The organism is Bordetella parapertussis (assembly GCF_020735925.1).
Taxonomy (GTDB): Bacteria; Pseudomonadota; Gammaproteobacteria; order Burkholderiales; family Burkholderiaceae_B; genus Bordetella; species Bordetella pertussis.
Window position 1 is genome coordinate 3,708,176 of sequence record NZ_CP085971.1, and the last position, 18,369, is coordinate 3,726,544.

Annotated in this window: 20 protein-coding genes and 1 tRNA gene; 6 read left to right on the forward strand and 15 right to left on the reverse strand. The window is 68.1% G+C overall.

Going from position 1 to position 18,369, the window contains the following annotated elements:
- Positions 1-60: 60 nt before the first annotated feature.
- The 10 genes from LK409_RS17470 to LK409_RS17515 form a co-directional block, all read right to left on the reverse strand.
- Positions 61-1,515, reverse strand: coding sequence for an NAD-dependent succinate-semialdehyde dehydrogenase (locus tag LK409_RS17470; RefSeq protein WP_010929277.1), 1,455 nt, complete (start codon positions 1,513-1,515; stop codon positions 61-63).
- Positions 1,516-1,808: 293 nt separating this feature from the next.
- Positions 1,809-2,453 (reverse strand): urease accessory protein UreG, encoded by a 645-nt coding sequence (ureG, locus tag LK409_RS17475; RefSeq protein WP_003814817.1) that lies wholly within the window; start codon positions 2,451-2,453, stop codon positions 1,809-1,811.
- 24 nt (positions 2,454-2,477) lie between these two features.
- A complete protein-coding gene (locus LK409_RS17480) occupies positions 2,478-3,179 on the reverse strand; it encodes an urease accessory protein UreF (RefSeq protein ID WP_033446466.1) in 702 nt (233 codons plus the stop codon).
- Positions 3,163-3,780 carry an urease accessory protein UreE gene (ureE, locus tag LK409_RS17485; RefSeq protein ID WP_010929279.1) on the reverse strand — a complete coding sequence of 206 codons (618 nt, stop codon included), beginning with the start codon at positions 3,778-3,780 and terminating at the stop codon, positions 3,163-3,165. The genes LK409_RS17480 and ureE overlap by 17 nt, the downstream gene beginning before the upstream one ends.
- Before the next feature lie 2 nt (positions 3,781-3,782).
- Positions 3,783-5,498, reverse strand: a complete 1,716-nt coding sequence (ureC, locus tag LK409_RS17490; RefSeq protein WP_010929280.1) for an urease subunit alpha — start codon at positions 5,496-5,498, stop codon at positions 3,783-3,785.
- Positions 5,495-5,803 carry an urease subunit beta gene (locus LK409_RS17495; protein WP_003814827.1) on the reverse strand — a complete coding sequence of 103 codons (309 nt, stop codon included), beginning with the start codon at positions 5,801-5,803 and terminating at the stop codon, positions 5,495-5,497. The genes ureC and LK409_RS17495 overlap by 4 nt, the downstream gene beginning before the upstream one ends.
- 16 nt (positions 5,804-5,819) lie before the next feature.
- Positions 5,820-6,437, reverse strand: a complete 618-nt coding sequence (locus LK409_RS17500) for a HupE/UreJ family protein (RefSeq protein ID WP_003814828.1) — start codon at positions 6,435-6,437, stop codon at positions 5,820-5,822.
- A gap of 44 nt (positions 6,438-6,481) precedes the next feature.
- A complete protein-coding gene (locus tag LK409_RS17505; RefSeq protein WP_003814830.1) occupies positions 6,482-6,784 on the reverse strand; it encodes an urease subunit gamma in 303 nt (100 codons plus the stop codon).
- A 100-nt stretch (positions 6,785-6,884) separates the two neighbouring features.
- Positions 6,885-7,739, reverse strand: coding sequence for an urease accessory protein UreD (locus tag LK409_RS17510; RefSeq protein ID WP_003814832.1), 855 nt, complete (start codon positions 7,737-7,739; stop codon positions 6,885-6,887).
- A 187-nt stretch (positions 7,740-7,926) separates the two neighbouring features.
- The gene (locus LK409_RS17515; protein ID WP_127806964.1) at positions 7,927-8,151 is read right to left on the reverse strand and encodes a hypothetical protein; all 225 of its coding nucleotides are present in this window, start codon (positions 8,149-8,151) and stop codon (positions 7,927-7,929) included.
- A gap of 169 nt (positions 8,152-8,320) precedes the next feature.
- On the opposite strand from LK409_RS17515, the gene LK409_RS17520 reads away from it, so the two are divergent.
- Complete coding sequence (locus tag LK409_RS17520; RefSeq protein ID WP_010929281.1) at positions 8,321-8,593, forward strand: MerR family DNA-binding transcriptional regulator; 273 nt, start codon at positions 8,321-8,323, stop codon at positions 8,591-8,593.
- 16 nt (positions 8,594-8,609) lie between these two features.
- Positions 8,610-8,948, forward strand: coding sequence for an ISC system 2Fe-2S type ferredoxin (fdx, locus tag LK409_RS17525; RefSeq protein ID WP_003820620.1), 339 nt, complete (start codon positions 8,610-8,612; stop codon positions 8,946-8,948).
- Positions 8,949-9,009: 61 nt separating this feature from the next.
- On the opposite strand, the gene LK409_RS17530 is transcribed toward fdx, so the two are convergent.
- The 3 genes from LK409_RS17530 to LK409_RS17540 form a co-directional block, all read right to left on the reverse strand.
- Complete coding sequence (locus LK409_RS17530) at positions 9,010-9,417, reverse strand: GFA family protein (RefSeq protein ID WP_010929282.1); 408 nt, start codon at positions 9,415-9,417, stop codon at positions 9,010-9,012.
- A 172-nt stretch (positions 9,418-9,589) separates the two neighbouring features.
- Positions 9,590-9,680: transfer RNA gene (locus tag LK409_RS17535), tRNA-Ser, on the reverse strand.
- 106 nt (positions 9,681-9,786) lie between these two features.
- Positions 9,787-10,581, reverse strand: coding sequence for a GntR family transcriptional regulator (locus tag LK409_RS17540; protein WP_041937297.1), 795 nt, complete (start codon positions 10,579-10,581; stop codon positions 9,787-9,789).
- Positions 10,582-10,681: 100 nt separating this feature from the next.
- Between LK409_RS17540 and LK409_RS17545 the strand changes: the two genes are divergently transcribed.
- The 4 genes from LK409_RS17545 to LK409_RS17560 all read left to right on the forward strand — a co-directional run bounded on the left by LK409_RS17545 (position 10,682) and on the right by LK409_RS17560 (position 15,577).
- Positions 10,682-11,917: a methylaspartate ammonia-lyase gene (locus tag LK409_RS17545; RefSeq protein WP_010929284.1), complete on the forward strand. Its 1,236-nt coding sequence runs from the start codon at positions 10,682-10,684 to the stop codon at positions 11,915-11,917.
- Between the two features lie 68 nt (positions 11,918-11,985).
- A complete protein-coding gene (locus LK409_RS17550) occupies positions 11,986-13,002 on the forward strand; it encodes a Bug family tripartite tricarboxylate transporter substrate binding protein (protein ID WP_003814852.1) in 1,017 nt (338 codons plus the stop codon).
- Positions 13,003-13,013: 11 nt separating this feature from the next.
- A complete protein-coding gene (locus LK409_RS17555) occupies positions 13,014-14,384 on the forward strand; it encodes an MmgE/PrpD family protein (protein ID WP_041937298.1) in 1,371 nt (456 codons plus the stop codon).
- Positions 14,381-15,577 (forward strand): MFS transporter, encoded by a 1,197-nt coding sequence (locus tag LK409_RS17560; protein WP_010929286.1) that lies wholly within the window; start codon positions 14,381-14,383, stop codon positions 15,575-15,577. The genes LK409_RS17555 and LK409_RS17560 overlap by 4 nt, the downstream gene beginning before the upstream one ends.
- Here the strand turns inward: LK409_RS17560 and LK409_RS17565 are convergent.
- Both LK409_RS17565 and LK409_RS17570 read right to left on the reverse strand, forming a co-directional pair.
- Positions 15,574-17,112 carry a SpoVR family protein gene (locus tag LK409_RS17565; RefSeq protein WP_003814858.1) on the reverse strand — a complete coding sequence of 513 codons (1,539 nt, stop codon included), beginning with the start codon at positions 17,110-17,112 and terminating at the stop codon, positions 15,574-15,576. The two genes, LK409_RS17560 and LK409_RS17565, sit on opposite strands and share 4 nt — an antisense overlap.
- Positions 17,109-18,368, reverse strand: coding sequence for a YeaH/YhbH family protein (locus LK409_RS17570; protein ID WP_003814861.1), 1,260 nt, complete (start codon positions 18,366-18,368; stop codon positions 17,109-17,111). The genes LK409_RS17565 and LK409_RS17570 overlap by 4 nt, the downstream gene beginning before the upstream one ends.
- Position 18,369 lies beyond the last annotated feature (1 nt).

Genomic DNA, 18,369 nt, shown 5'->3' on the forward strand with positions numbered 1-18,369 from the left:
GATCTCCTCCGGTGTAGGTTCCGATTTGCGTCACGACAACTTCGAATGGCGCGCGCGCCGCTAGACTTCGACGTTCAGCTGGCTGACGAAGCGCGCATGCAGGTAGGCGTCCAGCCCTTCGGGCCCGCCTTCGTAGCCCAGGCCGCTGTCCTTCATGCCGCCGATGGGCGCGTCGGCCAGCGCGGGCACGAAATTGTTGATGCCGATCCAGCCCGCCTCGATGCGCTCGGCGAACTCGGCCGAGGTCGCCATGCGGTTGGTGAAGGCATAGGCCGCCAGGCCCAGGCTGGGATGATTGGCGCGGCCGATGACCTCGTCCATCGACCCGAAGCGCATGATGGGCGCCACCGGGCAGAACGGCTCTTCGGCCAGGATGTCGGCAGCGTCCGGCACGCCCTCCAGCACCGTGGGCGGGTAGAAATAGCCGCGCTGGCCGATACGGCGCCCGCCCAGCGCCAGGCTGGCGCCCGCGCCCACCGCCTGCTCGACCAGCCGCTCGGCGGCCTGCAGCCGGAGGACGTTGTTCAGCGGCCCCATCTGCACGCCCTCTTCCATGCCGTCGCCCACGCGCAGCAGGCCCGCGTGGCGGACGAAGGATTCGGCAAACCGATCGGCGATGCGTTCGTGCACGTAGAAGCGGCTGGGCGACAGGCACACCTGCCCGGCGTTGCGGTACTTGAAGCCCACGCACATCTTCGCCACGCGGTCGGCGTCGACGTCGTCGAACACCACCACCGGCGCGTGCCCGCCCAGCTCCATGGTGGCCGGCTTGAGATGCCCGGCGGCCATCGACGCCAGCAGGCGGCCCACGGCGACGGAGCCCGTGAACGAGACCTTGCGGATGATGGGCGAGGCGATGAGGCGTTCGGACACCTGCGCGGGCACGCCGTACAGCAGGTTGACCACACCGGCCGGCGTGCCGGCGTCGACGAAGGCGCGCACCAGTTCGATGCAGATGGCCGGCGTCTCCTCGGCCGGCTTGAGCACGACCGTACAGCCGGCCGCCATGGCGGCGGCCAGCTTGCGGGCCGCCAGCGCGGCGGGAAAATTCCACGGCACGAACGCGGCCACCGGGCCGACCGGCCGCTTGAGAGACGACTGCGACAACCGTTGCGCCCGCGCCGGCAGCACGCGGCCGTAGGTCCGCTTGCCTTCCTCCGCGCACCACAGGATGGTCTCGACCACGCGGTCCAGTTCGCCGTGCGAGTCGGCCAGCGGCTTGCCGTTCTCCAGGGTCAGCACGACCGCCAGGCGGTCGCGCCGCGCTTCGATGAGCGCGGCCGCGCGCTGCAGGATGTCGGCCCGTTCCCAGGCAGTGGTCCGCGCCCAGTCGCCAAAGGCCTGGTCGGCGGCGGCCAGCGCGTCGTCGATGTCTTCCGCCGAGGCCAGCGGCAGCTCGCCTAGCGGCTGCTGCGTCGACGGGTTGACGACGACCTGCGTCCGGCGGCCTTCGACGCCGCGCCACTGGCCGGCGACATAGAGCTCCAGCCGAGCGGGATATCCCAGATTTTCCATGACCCAAAACCCTTGTTAGCGAGCTGCCATGGAGATAACTATAGTCCTATATAGAACTAGAGTCAACGCGGGATTTTACGTCGATTTTGAAACCATATATTTCTTTTTAGCCAGTTTCCGGATGAATTTCCGCCGTTTTTCGGCTACGTCCGACGAAAACTATGGTCCTCTATATATAACGGCAGGCGCGCCGGCCCGCACCGAGCAAGCGCGTGCGCGGGAATCTTCGGCAAGCAAGGGCTGGCGCGGCCGGAACGCGCACAGCGGTCCGGCCGGCACGGGACGCGGCAGGCTCAGCCGCGGAACAAGCCTTCCGTCTTCAGGAAGGCAATCACCTGGTCCAATCCATCGCCGGTCTTCAGGTTGCACATCACAAAGGGCTTGTCGCCGCGCATGCGGCGGGTATCGGCCTCCATCACCGCGAGGTCCGCGCCCACGTACGGCGCCAGGTCCGTCTTGTTGATGATGAACAGGTCGGACTTGGTGATGCCAGGCCCGCCCTTGCGCGGAATCTTCTCTCCGCTGGCGACGTCGATGATGTAAAGCGTCAGGTCCGAGAGTTCGGGGCTGAAGGTCGCGGCCAGGTTGTCGCCGCCGGACTCGACGAACACGATATCGGCATCGGGAAACTGCTCCAGCATCTGGTCGATGGCGATCAGGTTGATGGATGCGTCCTCGCGGATCGCCGTGTGCGGACAGCCGCCGGTCTCCACCCCCAGGATGCGCTCGGGCGGCAAGGCCCCCGACAGCGTCAGCAGGCGCTGGTCTTCCTTGGTGTAGATGTCGTTGGTGATCGCGATCAGGTCGAACTGCGGGTACATCGCCTTGCACACCATTTCGAGCAAGGTGGTTTTGCCGGACCCCACCGGGCCGCCCACGCCGACGCGCAAGGGGGGCAGGGTCTTGGTACGGGTGGTCAATGAAGAGATATCGTGCATGGCGTCTACACCAATCAGGCAAGGTCAGGAACGGAAAAGACGGGAGAACTGGGTTTCATGGCGCGCTGAAACCAGGGCGTACTGCGGCGCGAACGTGTCGAGCCGGGGCGGGGTCGCGCCGGCGCGCGCCCGGGCGTCGGCCAGCACGGCCGGCAGCCCCGCGCGCAGCCGCTCGAGCATGCGCTGGCCCGCCATCTGTCCGAGCGGCACGCCCTTGATGGCCGCGGCCACCTGGTTCTCCAGCCACGAAAAGACATAGGCGCCCAGCCCGGCCTCGCGCGGCAGCGCCCACATCGCGCAGGCGCAGGCATGCACGGCGGGCAGCGTGGCCGGCCGCAGCGCCGCCACGGCCGCCCTCGTCGCCGCCGTGCCCCAGCCGAGCTCCTGGGCCAGTCTGGCCAGCGAGCGCCCCATCTGCTCGGTTTCCTGGCGCAGCTCGCGGGTCTCGCGCGAAGCGTGGAACCACTGGTTCCAGCCATGCGCCGCCGCGTCGTCGCCGGCGCGCCAGGCCTCGAACAGCAGGCACCACAGCGGCGCCTCGGCGCGCGCCATCACCGTGACGAGCTGGCTTTCTATCCACGCCAGGGTGCTGGCCTCGTCGTGCACCAATCCCAGCTCGATGGCCGCCTCCAGGCCCTGCGAATAGCTGAAGCCGCCGATCGGCAGCGCCGGCGAAGACAGATGCAACAGCGCGGCCAGCTGTCCGGCGTCAAGACTCGGCGTCATGCTCGCCGTGCTTGCCGCCGTGGCCATGACCGGAATGAACGTGGCCGTGTCCGCCGGCATGGGAGTGCGCATGGGGGTGTGCCTCGTGTGCGTGGTAAGCCGCCTGCGCCAGCGCGTAGTCGTCGCCGAAACTCTCGTCGTGGCCATGGCGATGGCCGCCGCCGTAGGCGCCCACGTCCGGCTCGAACACCGCGCGCAGGCGCATCGCGGTCACGCCGCCCAGCTGGGCCAGCATGTCGATCAGCACGGCGTCGTACTCGAACTGCAGATGCTGCTCGGCGATCTCCAGCAGCACGTGGCGGTTGCCCAGGTGATAGGCCGCCCGCGCCAGCTGCCAGGGCGTGGCGGCCGTCACGCGGGCCACGTCTTCCAGCGCGGCCCGCACCACCACGTATGTCCCGTCCTCGGCAACCAGGACATCGCCGTCGCGCAAGGTCTGGCCGCGTTCGATCGCCATGCCGAGCTCGCCGCGGCCCTCGTCCAGGTCCAGGCGCTGGCGGCTGCGGCGGCGTTCGGCCAGGGTCAGCGTCACGCCGGGCGCCTGGCTCAGGTCCAGGCCGCCGGCGGCGCCGCGTTTGATGAAAGTGTTGGCGATTTTCATGATCAGAACAGGAAATAGCGTTGCGCCATGGGCAGCTCGGCAAGCGCCTCGCATCTGAGCAATTGCCCATCGGCATAGACTTGGTAGGTCTGCGGGTCGACCGAGATCGCCGGCAGCCAGTTGTTGCGCACCATGTCGTGCTTGGTCACGCCGCGGCATCCGCGCACCGCCTCCAGGCGCTTGTTCAGCTCCAGTTCGCTGACCGCCGGATTGCTCAGGCTGACCTGCGAGACGAAGGCCACCGAGGTGCGCAGCGCCTTGCCGTGGCTGCCCCACATGGGGCGGATCTGCACCGGCTGCGGCGTCGAGATCGAGGCGCCCATGTCGCCGATGCTGGCGCTGACGGCCATGCCGCTCTTGAGCACCATGTTGACCTTGACGCCGAAAAAGGCGGGCTTCCACAGCACCAGGTCGGCCAGCTTGCCCACTTCCACCGAGCCCACCAGGTGCGCGATGCCATGCGCCACGGCCGGGTTGATGGTGTACTTGGCGATGTAGCGCTTGATGCGCTCATTGTCCGAGCGCTCGCTGTCGCCTTGCAGCGGGCCGCGCTGCAGCTTCATCTTGTGCGCGGTCTGCCAGGTGCGCAGGACGATCTCGCCCACGCGCCCCATGGCCTGCGAGTCCGAGCTCATGATGGAGAACGCCCCCAGGTCGTGCAGGATGTCCTCGGCCGCGATGGTCTCGCGCCGGATCCGGCTTTCGGCGAAAGCCAGGTCCTCGGCGATGGATGGATCCAGGTGATGGCACACCATGACCATGTCCAGGTGCTCGTCGATCGTGTTGCGCGTGAACGGCATGGTCGGGTTGGTCGAGGCCGGCAGCACGTTGGGCATGCCGGCGGCCCGGATGATGTCCGGCGCGTGGCCGCCGCCGGCGCCTTCCGTATGGAAGGAATGGATGGTGCGGCCCTTGAACGCGGCGAACGTGTCCTCCACGAAGCCCGACTCGTTGAGCGTGTCGCTGTGGATCGCGACCTGGATGTCGGTTTCCTCGGCCACGTTCAGGCAGGTATCGATGGAAGCCGGCGTGCTGGCCCAGTCCTCGTGGATCTTCAGACCCATGGCGCCGGCCCGCACCTGTTCCAGCAGCGCGCCGTGCGAGCTCGAACTGCCCTTGCCGAACAGGCCCACGTTCACCGGAAAGGCGTCCAGCGCCTGCAGCATGGCGGCCATATGCCAGGGGCCCGAGGTGCTGGTGGTGGCCAGCGATCCGGTGGCCGGCCCGGTGCCGCCGCCTATCATGGTGGTCGTGCCGGTGGCCAGGGCCTCCTCGATCTGCTGCGGACAGATGAAATGGATATGCGTATCGATGGCGCCGGCCGTCACGATCAGCCCCTCGCCGGCCACCACCTCGGTCGAAGCGCCGATGATGATGGTCACGCCCGGCTGGGTGTCCGGGTTGCCCGCCTTGCCGATGCCGCTGATCAGCCCGTCCTTGATGCCGATGTCGGCCTTGACGATGCCGGTCACCGCGTCGATGATCAGCGCGTTGGTGATCACCGTGTCGACGCAATCGGTGGCCAGGCGCTGGCTCTGCCCCATGCCGTCGCGGATGACCTTGCCGCCGCCAAACTTCACCTCCTCGCCGAAGATGGTGTGGTCCTTCTCGACCTCGGCCAGCAGCAGCGTGTCGGCCAGGCGCACCCGGTCGCCGACGCCGCCGACCACGGTCGGCCCGTAAATCTCGGCATATGCCGAACGCGAAATCCTGGTCATTTCAGCGCCCCCATCACCTTGCCCTGGAAACCGAAAATGCGGCGCTCGCCGCCGACCGCCACCAGCTCGACGGTGCGGCGCATGCCCGGCTCGAAACGCACCGCGTTGCCGGCCGGAATGTTCAGCCGGTAGCCGGTTGCCAGCTCGCGGTCGAAGACCAGGGCGTTGTTCGCCTCGGCGAAGTGATAGTGCGAACCCACCTGGATCGGCCGGTCGCCCTCGTTGACCACGGCGATCGTCAAGGTCGGCCGGCCCACGTTGAGCTCGATCTGGCCCGGTTCGGTCAGTATTTCTCCCGGAATCATGATGACACCTCCCTGGTCAGACCCGAGCGCCGACGAACAGCAGCGCGCCGTAACCGGCGATGCCCACGCCCAGCGCCCGCGACAGCCACAGGTTCCAGTGCTTGAGGCGAAACCCCGCGAACAGGCCGGCCAGGTGCAGCCCCAGGGTGGCGAGCATGAAACCCGCCACGAAGCCCAGCGCGCCTTCGCTGCCGGGCAGCTCCATCCCGTGGGCCAGGCCGTGGAACAGGGCGAATCCCCCCACCAGCGCGAAACCCGCCCAGCCCTGCACGGCCTTGCGGCTGGCCACCAGCAGGCCCAGCACCAGCAGCGAGACCATGATGACCGGCTCGACGGCAGGCAGGCGCACGCCGGCCATGCCCATCATCGCGCCGGCGAACAGCAGCGCGAGAAACATGACCGGCAGCCACACCGCCTGGCGCGCCGTATGGTGCGTCAGCGCGCTCCACATGCCGACCGCCAGCATCGCCAGCAGGTGGTCGAACCCGGTCAGCGGATGCCAGAAGCCCGCCGCGAACATGCTGCCCGGCAGCTCGTGGCCGAGATGGCCCGGATGCGCCAGGGCGGCGCCCGAGAACAGCATCAGGGCGGCCGCGCCCGAGCCCAGCATCGCGCGCTTAGACATTGCTTTCATGCGAATCTCCCAATTCATGAATGACGAAAATCCCGACCCGGAGCTCAGACAACCGGGTTGTGGACGGTAATCAGCTTGGTGCCATCGGGAAACGTGACTTCCACCTGGATGTTGGAAATCATCTCCGGCACCCCTTCCATGACCTCATCGCGCCCCAGGATCCGCGTGCCTTCGCTCATGAGCTCGGCGACCGTCTTGCCGTCGCGCGCGCCTTCCATCAACGCGGCCGTGATCAGCGCCACCGTCTCCGGATAGTTCAGCTTCAGGCCGCGCGCGCGCCGGCGCTCGGCCAGCAGGGCCGCGGTGAAAATGAGCAGCTTGTCTTTTTCCCGTGGAGTCAGTTCCATGGCGGTTCTTCCTTTGTGTATGCATACCAGGGGCGGTTCATGCCCGGCCGGCGCGCGAGCGAGCGCCGCATGGCTGGTCCGCGGCCCCTCGCGCGGCGTATCAGGTGGCCCAGAGCCGGGGCACGACGGCGGGCGTATCGAGCACGCGCGGGCGCAAATAGGCCCAGGCATCGGTCATCACGGCCCTGACATCCTCCATGTGCACGCCCAGGCAGCGCACCAGGCACAGCGACTGCGTCGCGTCGTACGGCATCGTGGTGGCCGCGCCGCGCAGCGTGTCGCTCCAGGGCATCAGGCCGGCCAGCTCCTCGTTCTGCTCCGCGTCCAGGCGGGGGCCGAAGGACCACAGCGCGGCATGGACCGGAAAGCCCGCCAGGCCCGAGACCTGGCGCCGGACGTCGTCCTGCGCGCCGACCAGCCCCTGGTCCACCCACAGCAGCCGGCCGTCCACGTACAGCTCGGTGGCGGTATGCAGGCGGCCCTGGCTCCAATGGCCGGACTGGTTCACCCGCCCGAGCTGGATCAGGTCCCAGCCGATGGCAGCCGCGCCCGACTCAAGCTGGATCCGATTGCGCGCCAGGGCATCGGCCTCTTCGAAGAAAATGCTCTCGAGGGGCAGCCAATCGAGCCGGCCCCCCGCTGCCACGCGCAAATGCACGTCCTGCGAGGCCTGGCGGCCGTTCGACTTGTACCAGCGCGTGGCGCCGGGCGTGGTAAGCGCCGCGCGGGCGCCGCCGGCCACGTCGACGCGGATCTCGAGCGCGTCCCCGCCCGCGATGCCCGAAGGGGGATGAAGAATGGCGACGTGGCAGACTTGCGGCCCTTCCGGATACAGCGCCCGCTGCACCAGCATGGGCCCGTAGTGCGCGCGCTCGCGCAGCACGGTGCGGCCCGCGTGGCCGGGCGCGAAGCCCAGCGTCAAGCCCGCGCGCCACTGATCCAGGGTCTCAGACATGGCAGCCGTCCGCGCCAGCCGCGCCCGCGGGCTGTGCCGCCGCGGGCTCGGTCATTAATGCAGAAAACAGGCAAGAACTCATCCAAGGCAAAACCTGAAAAAACAACGGCCCCATAACCTTTGAATATATTCCCGCAAGCATGCAAAATGACGTAACCGTTGCATGGTATCACAATACCCAGGGCATTCATTCCGTCACCCGCAGGCCTACCAAGGCCGGCAAAAACTCATTGTTTTCAGTCGGATAGGCGAATCTGCGCAATATATGCCGCCTACTTCCTGCAATGGCGCGCAATACGCCATTATTTGCAATATCGATTATTCGAAATTCCTGCTCCGCCGCTGTTTCTTTATTACCATCCGAATAATAAATCGTGGCCGACGCAACCGCGTGCCGCCCGCCCTGGGTCATGCCACCCTGGGGGATCCGCCGATTGCACCATATGCGCCGAACATGCACGCGATGCGGTCGCACACCACCGCGGCAGACTGCCTCGGGCGTCTCCGGATGACGGCAAGACGTTTGACCTTCCCACAATGGCAAGCCTCAGGCTTCCCTTCCATTGAAAAGGGAAACTGCCATGAACATCGGTGAGGCATCCAAGGCGTCCAAGGTCTCGGCCAAGATGATCCGCTGCTGCGAGCAGATCGGCCTGATCGCCGCGGCGCAACGCACCGCGTCGGACCACCGCGCCTATGGCCATGCCGACATGCACCAGCTGCATTTCATCCGCCGCACCCGCGACCTCGGCTGCTCGGTGGCCGAGAGCGGCGATTTATTGAATCCGTGGAACCCCCAGTCGCGCCAGAGCGCCGACGTCAAGCGCCTGGCCAAGCGCACGCTGTCCTATTGAACACCTGGAACCCGATATGCCAAGGATCACCGTTCTTCCGCACGCCGACCTGGCGCCCGACGGCGCCGTGCTGGAGGTGCCGTCCGGCACCTCGATTTCCGAGGCCTTGCTCGCCCATGGCATCGAGATTGAGCACGCATGCGACATGAGCTGCGCGTGCACGACCTGCCACTGCATCGTGCGCGAGGGCTTCGACTCCCTCGATGAGGCCAGGGAGTGCGAGGACGACCTGCTGGACCGCGCCTGGGGGCTGGAGGCGCATTCGCGCCTGAGCTGCCAGGCTATCGTGGCTGGCGAGGACCTGACCATCGAAATCCCCAAGTACACGGTCAACCACGCCAAGGAGACACGCTAGGGCGTGGCGCGATGTGACGGCTCGATGCAATAGCGCCCGCCTTCGCTGACGCGTTCTTCAGCTACGGCTGGCCGTCGAACTCCTCGACGTCGCCCAACGAGGACAACCAGGAAAACCGGCGCCTGGCCCAGATCTGCCGCAATGGCCTGCCCAACGCATGGCGCTGCTCGAGCGCGCCGACGCGCAGCGAATAGCTTTGCGGATTCTCCGCCGCGCAGGAATAGATCGGGCCGCCGCAATTGCCGCAAAACGCATGCATGCGCCTGGCGCCGCTTGCGGCAATTTTCAAATACTCTTTGGGCGTTCCCTGCAGAAGCACGAACGTATCCGCCGGCGCGGAAATGTTTGCACGAAAGACAGAGCCCGACTGCATCTGGCAATCGGCACAATGGCAAACCGTAATGGTGCCCGGCTCGACCTCGGCTTCATACGCAATCGCGCCACAGTGGCATCGACCTTCGACTTTCATTTGCTCCTCCGTTGGTAAAAGGCGATGCAGGCATCGGCGTCTTCAGCGGGGCGGCTGCCGCAACGGCGCCATGCGCTCGCGGCCTTCGGGGCGTCCAGATGAGAAAAGCCCGCAAAACCTGAAGTTTATGCGGGCTTTCCGGGGCGCTACCGGCTTCGGTAGAATAAATTTCTGGCGGACAGAGGGGGATTCGAACCCCCGATACGCTTATCACGTATACACGCTTTCCAGGCGTGCGCCTTCAACCACTCGGCCACCTGTCCTGATCTGGATTCGCGACTTGCCCGCGCGGCAAGGCACGCGGGAAAAGCGAATTTGCGATTCTAGCAGGATTCGGGCGGGCTTGTCCCGGCTCGTGTGGCCGCGCCGCTACGCGCGGCCGGCACCCTTGCGCGGTCGCCCGCCCACGGCTTCGTCGGGCGCTTGCATGGCCGTCAGGACGTAGTTGATCTGGTACTCCTCGCGGTACAGGGTCTCGCCCCACAGCAGCGGCGTGTCGGCCGCGTCCAGGAAGGTATGCGTGCGCACCATGACCGGCCGGCCCTTCTCCAGCTGCAGGTGCCTGGCCACCGCCGCCGGCACCAGCGCGACGCGCACCGCATTGAGAAAGCGCGTGATCGGCATGCCGACCTCCTCGTCCAGCAGCGACTGGACCGAGCGCCGCGCCAGCATCTCGGCGGTCAGCCGCGCGCCCACCAGCGCGGGCAGGTAGCGCAGCTCGAAGGCGATCGGCTTGCCCAAAAGTAGGCGCAGGCGCTGCAACCGGTAGACCGGCTCGCCGCGCCCAAGCCGCAGCGTATCGCGCACGTGGTCTTCGACCACGGCCTTGCCGTAGCCGATCACCTCATAGGTGAGATCGCGCGCGAAGGCATCCTGCTCGAAATAGGCCACCCGGTGCGTGTCCACCGTGGACGACAGCTTGGGCTGCGCGACGAAGCTGCCCACGCCGCGCTTGCGCTCGACCAGGCCTTCGAACACCAGTTGCTGGATCGCGTGCACCACCGTCGCGCGCGTGGTGGCGTAGCGCTTGGCGAGCTCGGTTTCCGACGGCAGCAGGTCGCCCGGCGCGTACGCGGCGTTGCTGATCGCGTCGCGGATGGCGTTGCGGATCTTGAGATAGACAGGCACGGCGGGTCGGCGCCCGGCGCTTGACGCATGTTGCATAGTCAACTAGTCTTTGTACTGAAAACGATTCATAAGCGTATCACTAGGCCGACGGCCGGAGCCGCCGCCCCCTCCCAGCCCTTCCCTTACGCAGGATGCAATGAAACCCATGCAGCAGGACGTTCCCCCCATCCGTATCGAAGCCGTGCGCGTGACGGCGGGCATTGGCGGCCACTGGATCAACGACCAGATGGCGGTGCAGACCGGCGCCACGGCCGACGGCTACTTCTTCGAGGGCCCGACCAGCTCGACGGCCTTTCCGGCGGTGCGCTCGCCCAGCGTGGCCTACCTGGTCAGCCTGGACCTCGCCGACGGGCAGACGGCCCATGGCGACTGCACCACGGTGGCCAACGCCGGCTATGCCGGGCGCCCCCTGCCCCTGCGGCGCGAGGATGTCCAGGCCGTGCAGGCCGTGCTGCAGGAAAGCCTGGCCGGGCGCAGCTTCGCCGGTTTCCGCGAGGCCGCCGGCGCCCTGGACGCCATGCCGCTGGCCGATACGCTGCGCCTGCCGGTCGAGTACGGCGTGAGCCAGGCGCTGCTGGAAGCGGCGGCGCTGGCCAGCCGCACCCGGATGGTGGACGTGCTGTGCCGCGAATTCGGCCGCCCCGGCCCCACCCGCGGGCCGGGTTTTGCCGGATCATGCGGCGGCGCGTGGGAGGCCAATGTGGACAAGGCCATCGTGCGCGGCCTGGACATGTTCCCGCAATCGGCCATCCAGAGCCGCGCCGAGTGCGAACGCCTGCCGGATTACGCCGCCTGGATCGCCGGGCGCATCCGCAAGCTGGGCGCCGCGGGCTACCGGCCCGACCTGCATTTCGATTTCCATTCCTCGCTGGGACGGATGCTGGACAACGACGAGGACCGCGTCCTCGGCTATCTGGCCACCATCTGCGAGCGCGCGGCCGGGCTGACCGTCTTCTTCGAGGATCCCATGCTGTCGGGCAGCGCCGCCGAGGCCCGCGAGCGGATGGGCTCGCTGCGCGCCAAGCTGGATGCGCGCCTGCCCAATGCCCGCCTGATCGCCGACGAATGGGCCAACGGGCCGGGCAACGTGCGGGCGTTCGCCGCATCGGGCGCGGCCCATGCCGTGCAGATCAAGATGCCGGACAACGGCTCGCTGCTGACCACCATCGACGCCATCCAGGGCTGCCAGGAGCACGGCACACTGGCCTACCTGGGCGGCAGCTGCAACGAAACCGACATCTCGTCGCGCGCCTCCATCCACGTGGGCCTGGCGTTCGGCGTCTGGCGCATGCTGACCAAGCCTGGCCTGGGCTTCGACGAAGGCCTGATGATCATGACCAACGAAATCAGCCGCACCTTGAGCAAACGCTGAGCCGCTGCCCGGCCCTGCGCCGGGACGGCCGCGACCATGGACCACCACCACAGGGGAAAACCAAGACCATGCATGCACGACTACACTCCCGAGGCGCCCGCCTCGCCGCCCGCCTGGCGCTCGCCGCCCTGACGGCCGGCGCGGCCGCGCTGCCGCAGGCGGCGGCCGCCGCCGATTCCGCCTCCTTCCCGGACCGCCCGGTCACCATGGTGGTGCCGTTCCCGCCCGGCGCGGCCACCGACATCATCGCCCGCACCGTGGCCCAGAAGCTGAGCGACAAATGGGGCCAGTCGGTGGTGGTCGAGAACCGCGCCGGCGCCACCGGCTCGATCGGGTCCACCTACGTCGCGCGCTCGGCGCCGGACGGCCACACGCTGCTAGTCGCCACCACCAGCAGCCACACCATGGGCCCCAATCTTTCCTCCAGGCTGCCCTGGGATCCGGTAAGCAGCTTCGCGCCGGTGACGCTGCTGGCCTGGGCGCCCAACGTCCTGGAGGTCAACCCCTCGGTGCCGGCGAAATCGGTCCAGGAACTGATCGCCTTGCTGAAGAAGAACCCGGGCAAGTACACCTTCGCCTCGTCGGGCACCGGCAGTTCCATCCACCTGGCCGGCGAAATGTTCAAGGAGCAGGCGGGCGTGGACATGGTGCACGTGCCCTACAAGGGAGCCGCGCCGGCGGTGGCCGACCTGCTCGGCGGCCAGGTCGACATCATGTTCGACACCGTGGCGCTGTCGCTGCCGCACCTGAAGGCCGGCAAGCTGCGCCCGCTGGCGGTCACCACCACCCGGCGCTCCTCGTCCCTGCCCGACGTGCCCACCATGCGCGAGGCGGGCCTGCCTGGCTATGAAATGGCGGCCTGGATCGGCCTGCTGGCGCCGGCCGGCACGCCCGAGGCGGTCGTGGCCAGGATCCAGGCCGACGTCGGCGCGGTGCTGAAAATGCCCGACGTCAAGGAAAAGCTGCAGGCGCAGGGCACCGACATCTCCGGCATGCCCGGCAGCGAGTTCGCCGTGCTCATCAAGGACGAACTGGGCCGCTATGGCCAGGTCATGAAACAGGCCGGCATCCAGCCCGGCGATTGAGAGGGACCGTCATGCCCGCCGCCCACGCCACCAGCCAGCCGCCAGCCACCCGCTGGCTGGCCGAGCACGCCCTGGGATTCGACTACGACATGCTGCCCGCCGATGCGCGGCGCATCGTCCGCCACTGCATCCTCGACTGGTACGCGGTCACGCTGGCGGCCTGCCGCGAACCCGCCGTCGCCGCACTGGTCGACGATGCGCTCGAGGAAGGCGCGGGCGGCGCCTCGCCGGTGATCGGCCACGCCGCCGGCGTCTCGCAAGGCGCCGCGGCGCTGATCCAGGGCACCGCGGCGCACTGGCTGGACTACGACGACGTCAACCTGGCCATCACCGGCCATCCGACCGCGGTCGTGTACTCGGCCCTGCTGCCGCTGGCGCTGGCGCGCGGAAGCACGGCGCGCGAAGTGATGGCCGCCTTCGCGGCCGGCTACGAAACGGCCTGCCGCGTGGGGCGCTGGCTGGGCGACGTCCACTACCGCCATGGCTATCACGCCACCGCCACGGCCGGCGCGGTGGCCGCGGCGTGCGCCCGGCTGATGCGCCTGTCCACCGCGCAGACCGCTTCCGCGCTGTGCTTGGCCGGCACGCAGGCCGCCGGCCTGAAAGCCCTGTTCGGCACCATGGCCAAGCCGCTGCACGCCGGCCTGGCCGCGCGCAACGGGCTGATGGCCGCCCGGCTGGCCGCGCGCGGACTGGGCGCGGGCCAGCAGGGCCTGGAAGCGGCGCAGGGTTTCGCGGCCGTGCTGAGCCCGGCGCCCGACTGGCCCGCGGCCACCGCCACGCCGCCCGGCGGACTCTTCCTCGGCGGACGTCTCTTCAAGTACCATGCATCCTGCTATGGCACCCACGCCGTGATCGAATGCGGCCGGATGCTGCGTGAACGTGGCGCACGCGTGCAGGACATCGCCCGGATCACCCTGCATGCCCATCCCGGCAGCGAAAACATGTGCAATATCGCCACGCCCCGCACCGCCAACGAAGCCCGCTTCAGCCTGCGCATGAACGCCGCATTCGGCCTGCTCGGGCTGGACGCCAGCGCCATCGACGCCTACACGCCGGCCCGCCTGGCCGATCCCGCCATCGCCGAGCTGCGCGACCGCATGCGGGTCGAATTCCACGACGATCTCGCCATGATAGAATCGCGCATGCTGATCGAGCACCACGATGGCTCGGCCATGCAGGCGCGCCATGACGCGGGTGTGCCGGCCGGCAGCATCGATGACGAAGCCGCCTGCCTGCAGGCCAAGTTCCACGCCCTGGCCGCGCCGGTGATCGGCGTGGGCGCGGCCGGGCGGCTGCGCGACGCCATCCTGGACCTGGACGCGGCGCCCGGCCTGCACGCCCTGGCCGTAACGGTACCGGCCACCGGCGGCGCGGCGTGAGCGAACCCCGTCCGCGGCGCATCCTGCCCATCATCGTACTGGCGCAGTTCTGCGGCACCTCGCTCTGGTTCACCGGCAACGCCACCAGCGCCGACCTGGGCATGGGCGACAGCGTGGCGTATGTAGCCAGCGCGGTGCAGCTGGGCTTCATCGTCGGCACGCTGTGCTCGGCCTGGCTGCGGATCGCCGACCGCTACGCGGCCTCCCGGCTGTTCTTCGGCTCGTGCCTGCTGGGCGCGGCCTGCAACTATCCGCTGACCATGCTCGCCCTGGCGACGCTGCCGCAACCCGACGCGGCGGTGCTGATCCTGCGGTTCCTGGTGGGCGTGGCGCTGGCCGGCATCTATCCCGTCGGCATCCGCGCCGCGGCGAGCTGGTTCCAGGCCGGACTGGGGCACGCGCTGGGCTTCCTGACCGGCGCGCTGGTGCTGGGCACCTCGTTTCCCCACTTGATGCGGGCCCTGGGCGCGCGGATCGACGGCAGCCTGGTGCTGGCCAGCGCCTCGGCCATCGCGGTGCTGGGCGGCGCGGCCATGCTGGCCTGGGTGCCGGACGGCCCCTACGCGCGCCGCGCCCCATCCTCCGGCGGCGGCACGCTGGCCCAGGCCTGGCGCAGCCTGCCCGGCCTGCGGGCCGCGGCCATCGGCTACTTCGGGCACATGTGGGAACTGTACGCATTCTGGACCTTCGTGCCCTTCTACGTGGCCGCGCACGCCGCGGCGCTGGGCGCACCCATGGCGGCGCCGACGGTTTCCCTGTGGGCGTTCGCCATCATCGGCCTGGGCGCGCTGGGCTGCGTGGACGGCGGCTTCGTGTCGCGCCGGCTGGGCAGCCGGCCGGTGGCGTTGACCCAACTGTCATTGTCGGGCCTGTGCTGCGTGCTCTCGCCACTGTGCTTTGCCCTGCCCACGCCCGCCTTCCTGGCCTTCCTGCTGTTCTGGGGCATCGTGGTGGTGGGCGATTCGCCGCAGTTCGCGGCCCTGGTGGCGCAGGAGTCGCCGCCAGCCCAGGTCGGCAGCATCGTGACCCTGGTCAACGCCATCGGCTTTGCCATCACGGTGGTCAGCATCCAGCTGCTCGACGCGCTGGCCGGCGCCCTGCCGGCGCCGTATGTCATGGCCGTGCTGGCGGCCGGGCCGATCATCGGCGTGGCGTGGGCCGGCGCCGGCGGCTGGCGTCCCGCGCCGCGCTAAGGCTCGATCTGGCGGTACGACAGCACCGTGCCGTCGGGCGCCGCCTCTTCCAGGCGCACGCGAAAGCCCCACAGCCTGGCCAGGTGCTTCATGACCTTGTCGGCGTCCTCGCCCGCCAGCGGGCGGCCGCGGCTTTGCTGGTGGCGCAGCACCAGCGCGCGGTCGGACTCGCGGAAATAGCGCACCACCTGGATATCGGGCACCTGGTTGTCGCGATTGTGCTGGGCAGCCAGCAGCTTGCGGATCTGCCGGTAGCCCTCGTCGTCGTGAATGGCGGCGACCTCCAGCTTGGGGTTGGCCTGGTGGTCGGCGATCGCGAAGAAGCGGAACTCGCGGATCAGCCGCGGCGACAGGTACTGCGAAATGAAGGACTCGTCCTTGAAGTTGCGCATGGCGAAGTCCAGCGTCGTCAGCCAGTCGCTGCCGGCGATGTCCGGGAACCAGCGGCGGTCTTCCTCGTCCGGCCGCTCGCAGATGCGCCGGATGTCCTGCATCATCGAAAACCCCAGCGCGTACGGGTTGACGCCGCCATAGCCGCGCTCGTCGAAACCGCGCTGGCTGACCACGTTGGTGTGGCTCTGCAGCACCTCGATCATGAAACCGTCGGTCACCCGCCCTTTCTGGTGCAGCCGGTTGAGCAAGGTGTAGTGCCAGAACGTGGCCCAGCCTTCGTTCATGACCTTGGTCTGGCCCTGCGGGTAGAAGTACTGGGCGATCTTGCGCACGATGCGCACCAGCTCCTTCTGCCAGGGCTCCAGCTTGGGCGCGTACTTCTCGATGAAGTACAGCAGGTTTTCCTCGGGTTCGGGCGGGAACACGGCGCGCCGCTCGCCGGCGCCGGCCGGGGACTCCTGGCGCGGCACGGTGCGCCACAGGTCGTTGTACTGCCGGCGCGCGTGCTCCTCGCGCTCGGCCTGGCGCTGCGCCTCCTCACGGTACGAGATGGGGGTGGGCCGCTTGTAGCGGTCCACGCCATGCGCCGCCAGCGCATGGCAGGAATCCAGGATCGCCTCGACGGCCTCGATGCCGTAGCGGTCTTCGCAGTCCATCACGTACTTGCGCGCGAAAACCAGGTAGTCGAGGATGCTGTCGGCGTCGGTCCATTGCCGGAACAGGTAATTGCCCTTGAAGAAGGAATTGTGGCCGTAGCAGGCGTGCGCGATCACCAGCGCCTGCATCGCCATGGAGTTCTCCTCCATCAGGTAGGCAATACATGGGCTGGAATTGATGACGATCTCGTACGCCAGGCCCTGCATGCCCTTGCGGTAGTACTGCTCGTTGCGGATGAACTCCTTGCCGTACGACCAGTGCGGATAGCCGATGGGCAGCCCGGCCGAGGCATAGGCGTCGAGCATCTGCTCGGAGGTGATGACTTCGATCTGGTTGGGATAGGTGTCCAGGCGGTACTCGCGGGCGATCTCCGAGATCGCCTCGTCGTAGCGCTGGATCAGCTCGAAGGTCCATTCCGAGCCTTCCGAAATGGGTTGCGCGCGGCCGACCGCATGCAGTTCGCCGCCACCGGTGATCGCATTCATACGGTTTCCTTCTTGAACAGGTCATGGAACACCGGGAAGATCTCCCCGCGTTCGCATATGCGCCGCATCACGAAATGCGACGCCGACTCTTGTTCGTATTCGGCCCACAGGCTGCTCTTGCGCGCCTCCTGCGAGTCGGGAACCTCGATATAGGCGAAATAGCGCGTGGCCGGCAGCAGGTTCTCGGCCAGAAAGCGCGCGCTCTTGCCCGCATCGGCGCCAAACGAGTCGCCGTCGCTGGCCTGCGCCGCGTAGATGTTCCACGTCGCCGGCGAATAGCGCTTCTGCACGATCTCGTGCATCAGCTCCAGGGCGGACAGCACGATGGTGCCGCCGCTCTTGGGATCGTAGAAGAACGTCTGCTCGTCCACCTCCTCGGCGTTGTCGGTATGGCGGATGAAGATCACGTCCACATGCTCGTACTTGCGCGACAGGAACATGTACAGCAGCGTGAAGAAGCGCTTGGCCAGGTCCTTCTTCATTTCGTCCATCGACCCGGACACGTCCATCAGGCAGAACATGACGGCGCGCGCCATGGGCACCGCCACCGCCACGCGGTTGCGGTAGCGCAGGTCGAGGTCGTCCAGGAAGGGCACGCGCGCCACCCGCGCGGCGCACTTCTCGACTTCGGCCAGCAGCCGGTCCAGCTCGGCCTGCGGTGCGCCGGCGTCGCGCGCCGCTTCCAGTTCCTGTTCGGCCGCATCCAGCGCCGCGCGCGCGCCCACCCCCAGCGCCACGCGCCGCGACAGCGACGCCTTCAGCGTGCGGTTGACGCTCAGCATGCTGGGCGAGCCGGTGGTGGTGTAGCCGGCGCGATGCCAGCGCTGCTGCTTGACATCGCCCAGTTGCGTGCGCGCCAGGTGCGGCAGCTCCAGATCCTCGAAGAACAGGTTCAGGAACTCGGCGCGCGACAGGCTGAAGGTGAACTGATCCACCGATTCGCCCTCGCCGGGCTGCGAGCCGGAACCGCCGTCGCCGCCTTGCGGGCGATCGAAGGTATCGCCCTTGGCGAACTCGCGGTTGCCGGGGTGGACGATCTCGCGATCGCCCCCCTCCCCGTGCCGGAAGCTCGGCTCGGAGATATCGCGCGCGGGAAGGTTGATTTCCCCGCCCTGGTCCATGTCCGAGATGGACCGCTCGCGGATCAGGTCCTGTACTGCCTTGCGGATCTGGTCCTTGTACCGCCTTAGAAAGCGCTCACGGTTGACAGCGCTTTTGTTGCGGCCGTTGAGCCGCCGATCAATGAGCGAATTCATG

What these genes read in the sequence shown, in the direction of transcription:
- LK409_RS17470 (WP_010929277.1), bottom strand. Translation starts at nt 1,515, where the DNA reads ATGGAAAATCTGGGATATCCCGCTCGGCTGGAGCTCTATGTCGCCGGC.
- ureG (WP_003814817.1), bottom strand. Translation starts at nt 2,453, where the DNA reads ATGCACGATATCTCTTCATTGACCACCCGTACCAAGACCCTGCCCCCC.
- LK409_RS17480 (WP_033446466.1), bottom strand. Translation starts at nt 3,179, where the DNA reads ATGACGCCGAGTCTTGACGCCGGACAGCTGGCCGCGCTGTTGCATCTG.
- ureE (WP_010929279.1), bottom strand. Translation starts at nt 3,780, where the DNA reads ATGAAAATCGCCAACACTTTCATCAAACGCGGCGCCGCCGGCGGCCTG.
- ureC (WP_010929280.1), bottom strand. Translation starts at nt 5,498, where the DNA reads ATGACCAGGATTTCGCGTTCGGCATATGCCGAGATTTACGGGCCGACC.
- LK409_RS17495 (WP_003814827.1), bottom strand. Translation starts at nt 5,803, where the DNA reads ATGATTCCGGGAGAAATACTGACCGAACCGGGCCAGATCGAGCTCAAC.
- LK409_RS17500 (WP_003814828.1), bottom strand. Translation starts at nt 6,437, where the DNA reads ATGAAAGCAATGTCTAAGCGCGCGATGCTGGGCTCGGGCGCGGCCGCC.
- LK409_RS17505 (WP_003814830.1), bottom strand. Translation starts at nt 6,784, where the DNA reads ATGGAACTGACTCCACGGGAAAAAGACAAGCTGCTCATTTTCACCGCG.
- LK409_RS17510 (WP_003814832.1), bottom strand. Translation starts at nt 7,739, where the DNA reads ATGTCTGAGACCCTGGATCAGTGGCGCGCGGGCTTGACGCTGGGCTTC.
- LK409_RS17515 (WP_127806964.1), bottom strand. Translation starts at nt 8,151, where the DNA reads ATGACCCAGGGCGGGCGGCACGCGGTTGCGTCGGCCACGATTTATTAT.
- LK409_RS17520 (WP_010929281.1), top strand. Translation starts at nt 8,321, where the DNA reads ATGAACATCGGTGAGGCATCCAAGGCGTCCAAGGTCTCGGCCAAGATG.
- fdx (WP_003820620.1), top strand. Translation starts at nt 8,610, where the DNA reads ATGCCAAGGATCACCGTTCTTCCGCACGCCGACCTGGCGCCCGACGGC.
- LK409_RS17530 (WP_010929282.1), bottom strand. Translation starts at nt 9,417, where the DNA reads ATGAAAGTCGAAGGTCGATGCCACTGTGGCGCGATTGCGTATGAAGCC.
- LK409_RS17540 (WP_041937297.1), bottom strand. Translation starts at nt 10,581, where the DNA reads ATGCAACATGCGTCAAGCGCCGGGCGCCGACCCGCCGTGCCTGTCTAT.
- LK409_RS17545 (WP_010929284.1), top strand. Translation starts at nt 10,682, where the DNA reads ATGAAACCCATGCAGCAGGACGTTCCCCCCATCCGTATCGAAGCCGTG.
- LK409_RS17550 (WP_003814852.1), top strand. Translation starts at nt 11,986, where the DNA reads ATGCATGCACGACTACACTCCCGAGGCGCCCGCCTCGCCGCCCGCCTG.
- LK409_RS17555 (WP_041937298.1), top strand. Translation starts at nt 13,014, where the DNA reads ATGCCCGCCGCCCACGCCACCAGCCAGCCGCCAGCCACCCGCTGGCTG.
- LK409_RS17565 (WP_003814858.1), bottom strand. Translation starts at nt 17,112, where the DNA reads ATGAATGCGATCACCGGTGGCGGCGAACTGCATGCGGTCGGCCGCGCG.
- LK409_RS17570 (WP_003814861.1), bottom strand. Translation starts at nt 18,368, where the DNA reads ATGAATTCGCTCATTGATCGGCGGCTCAACGGCCGCAACAAAAGCGCT.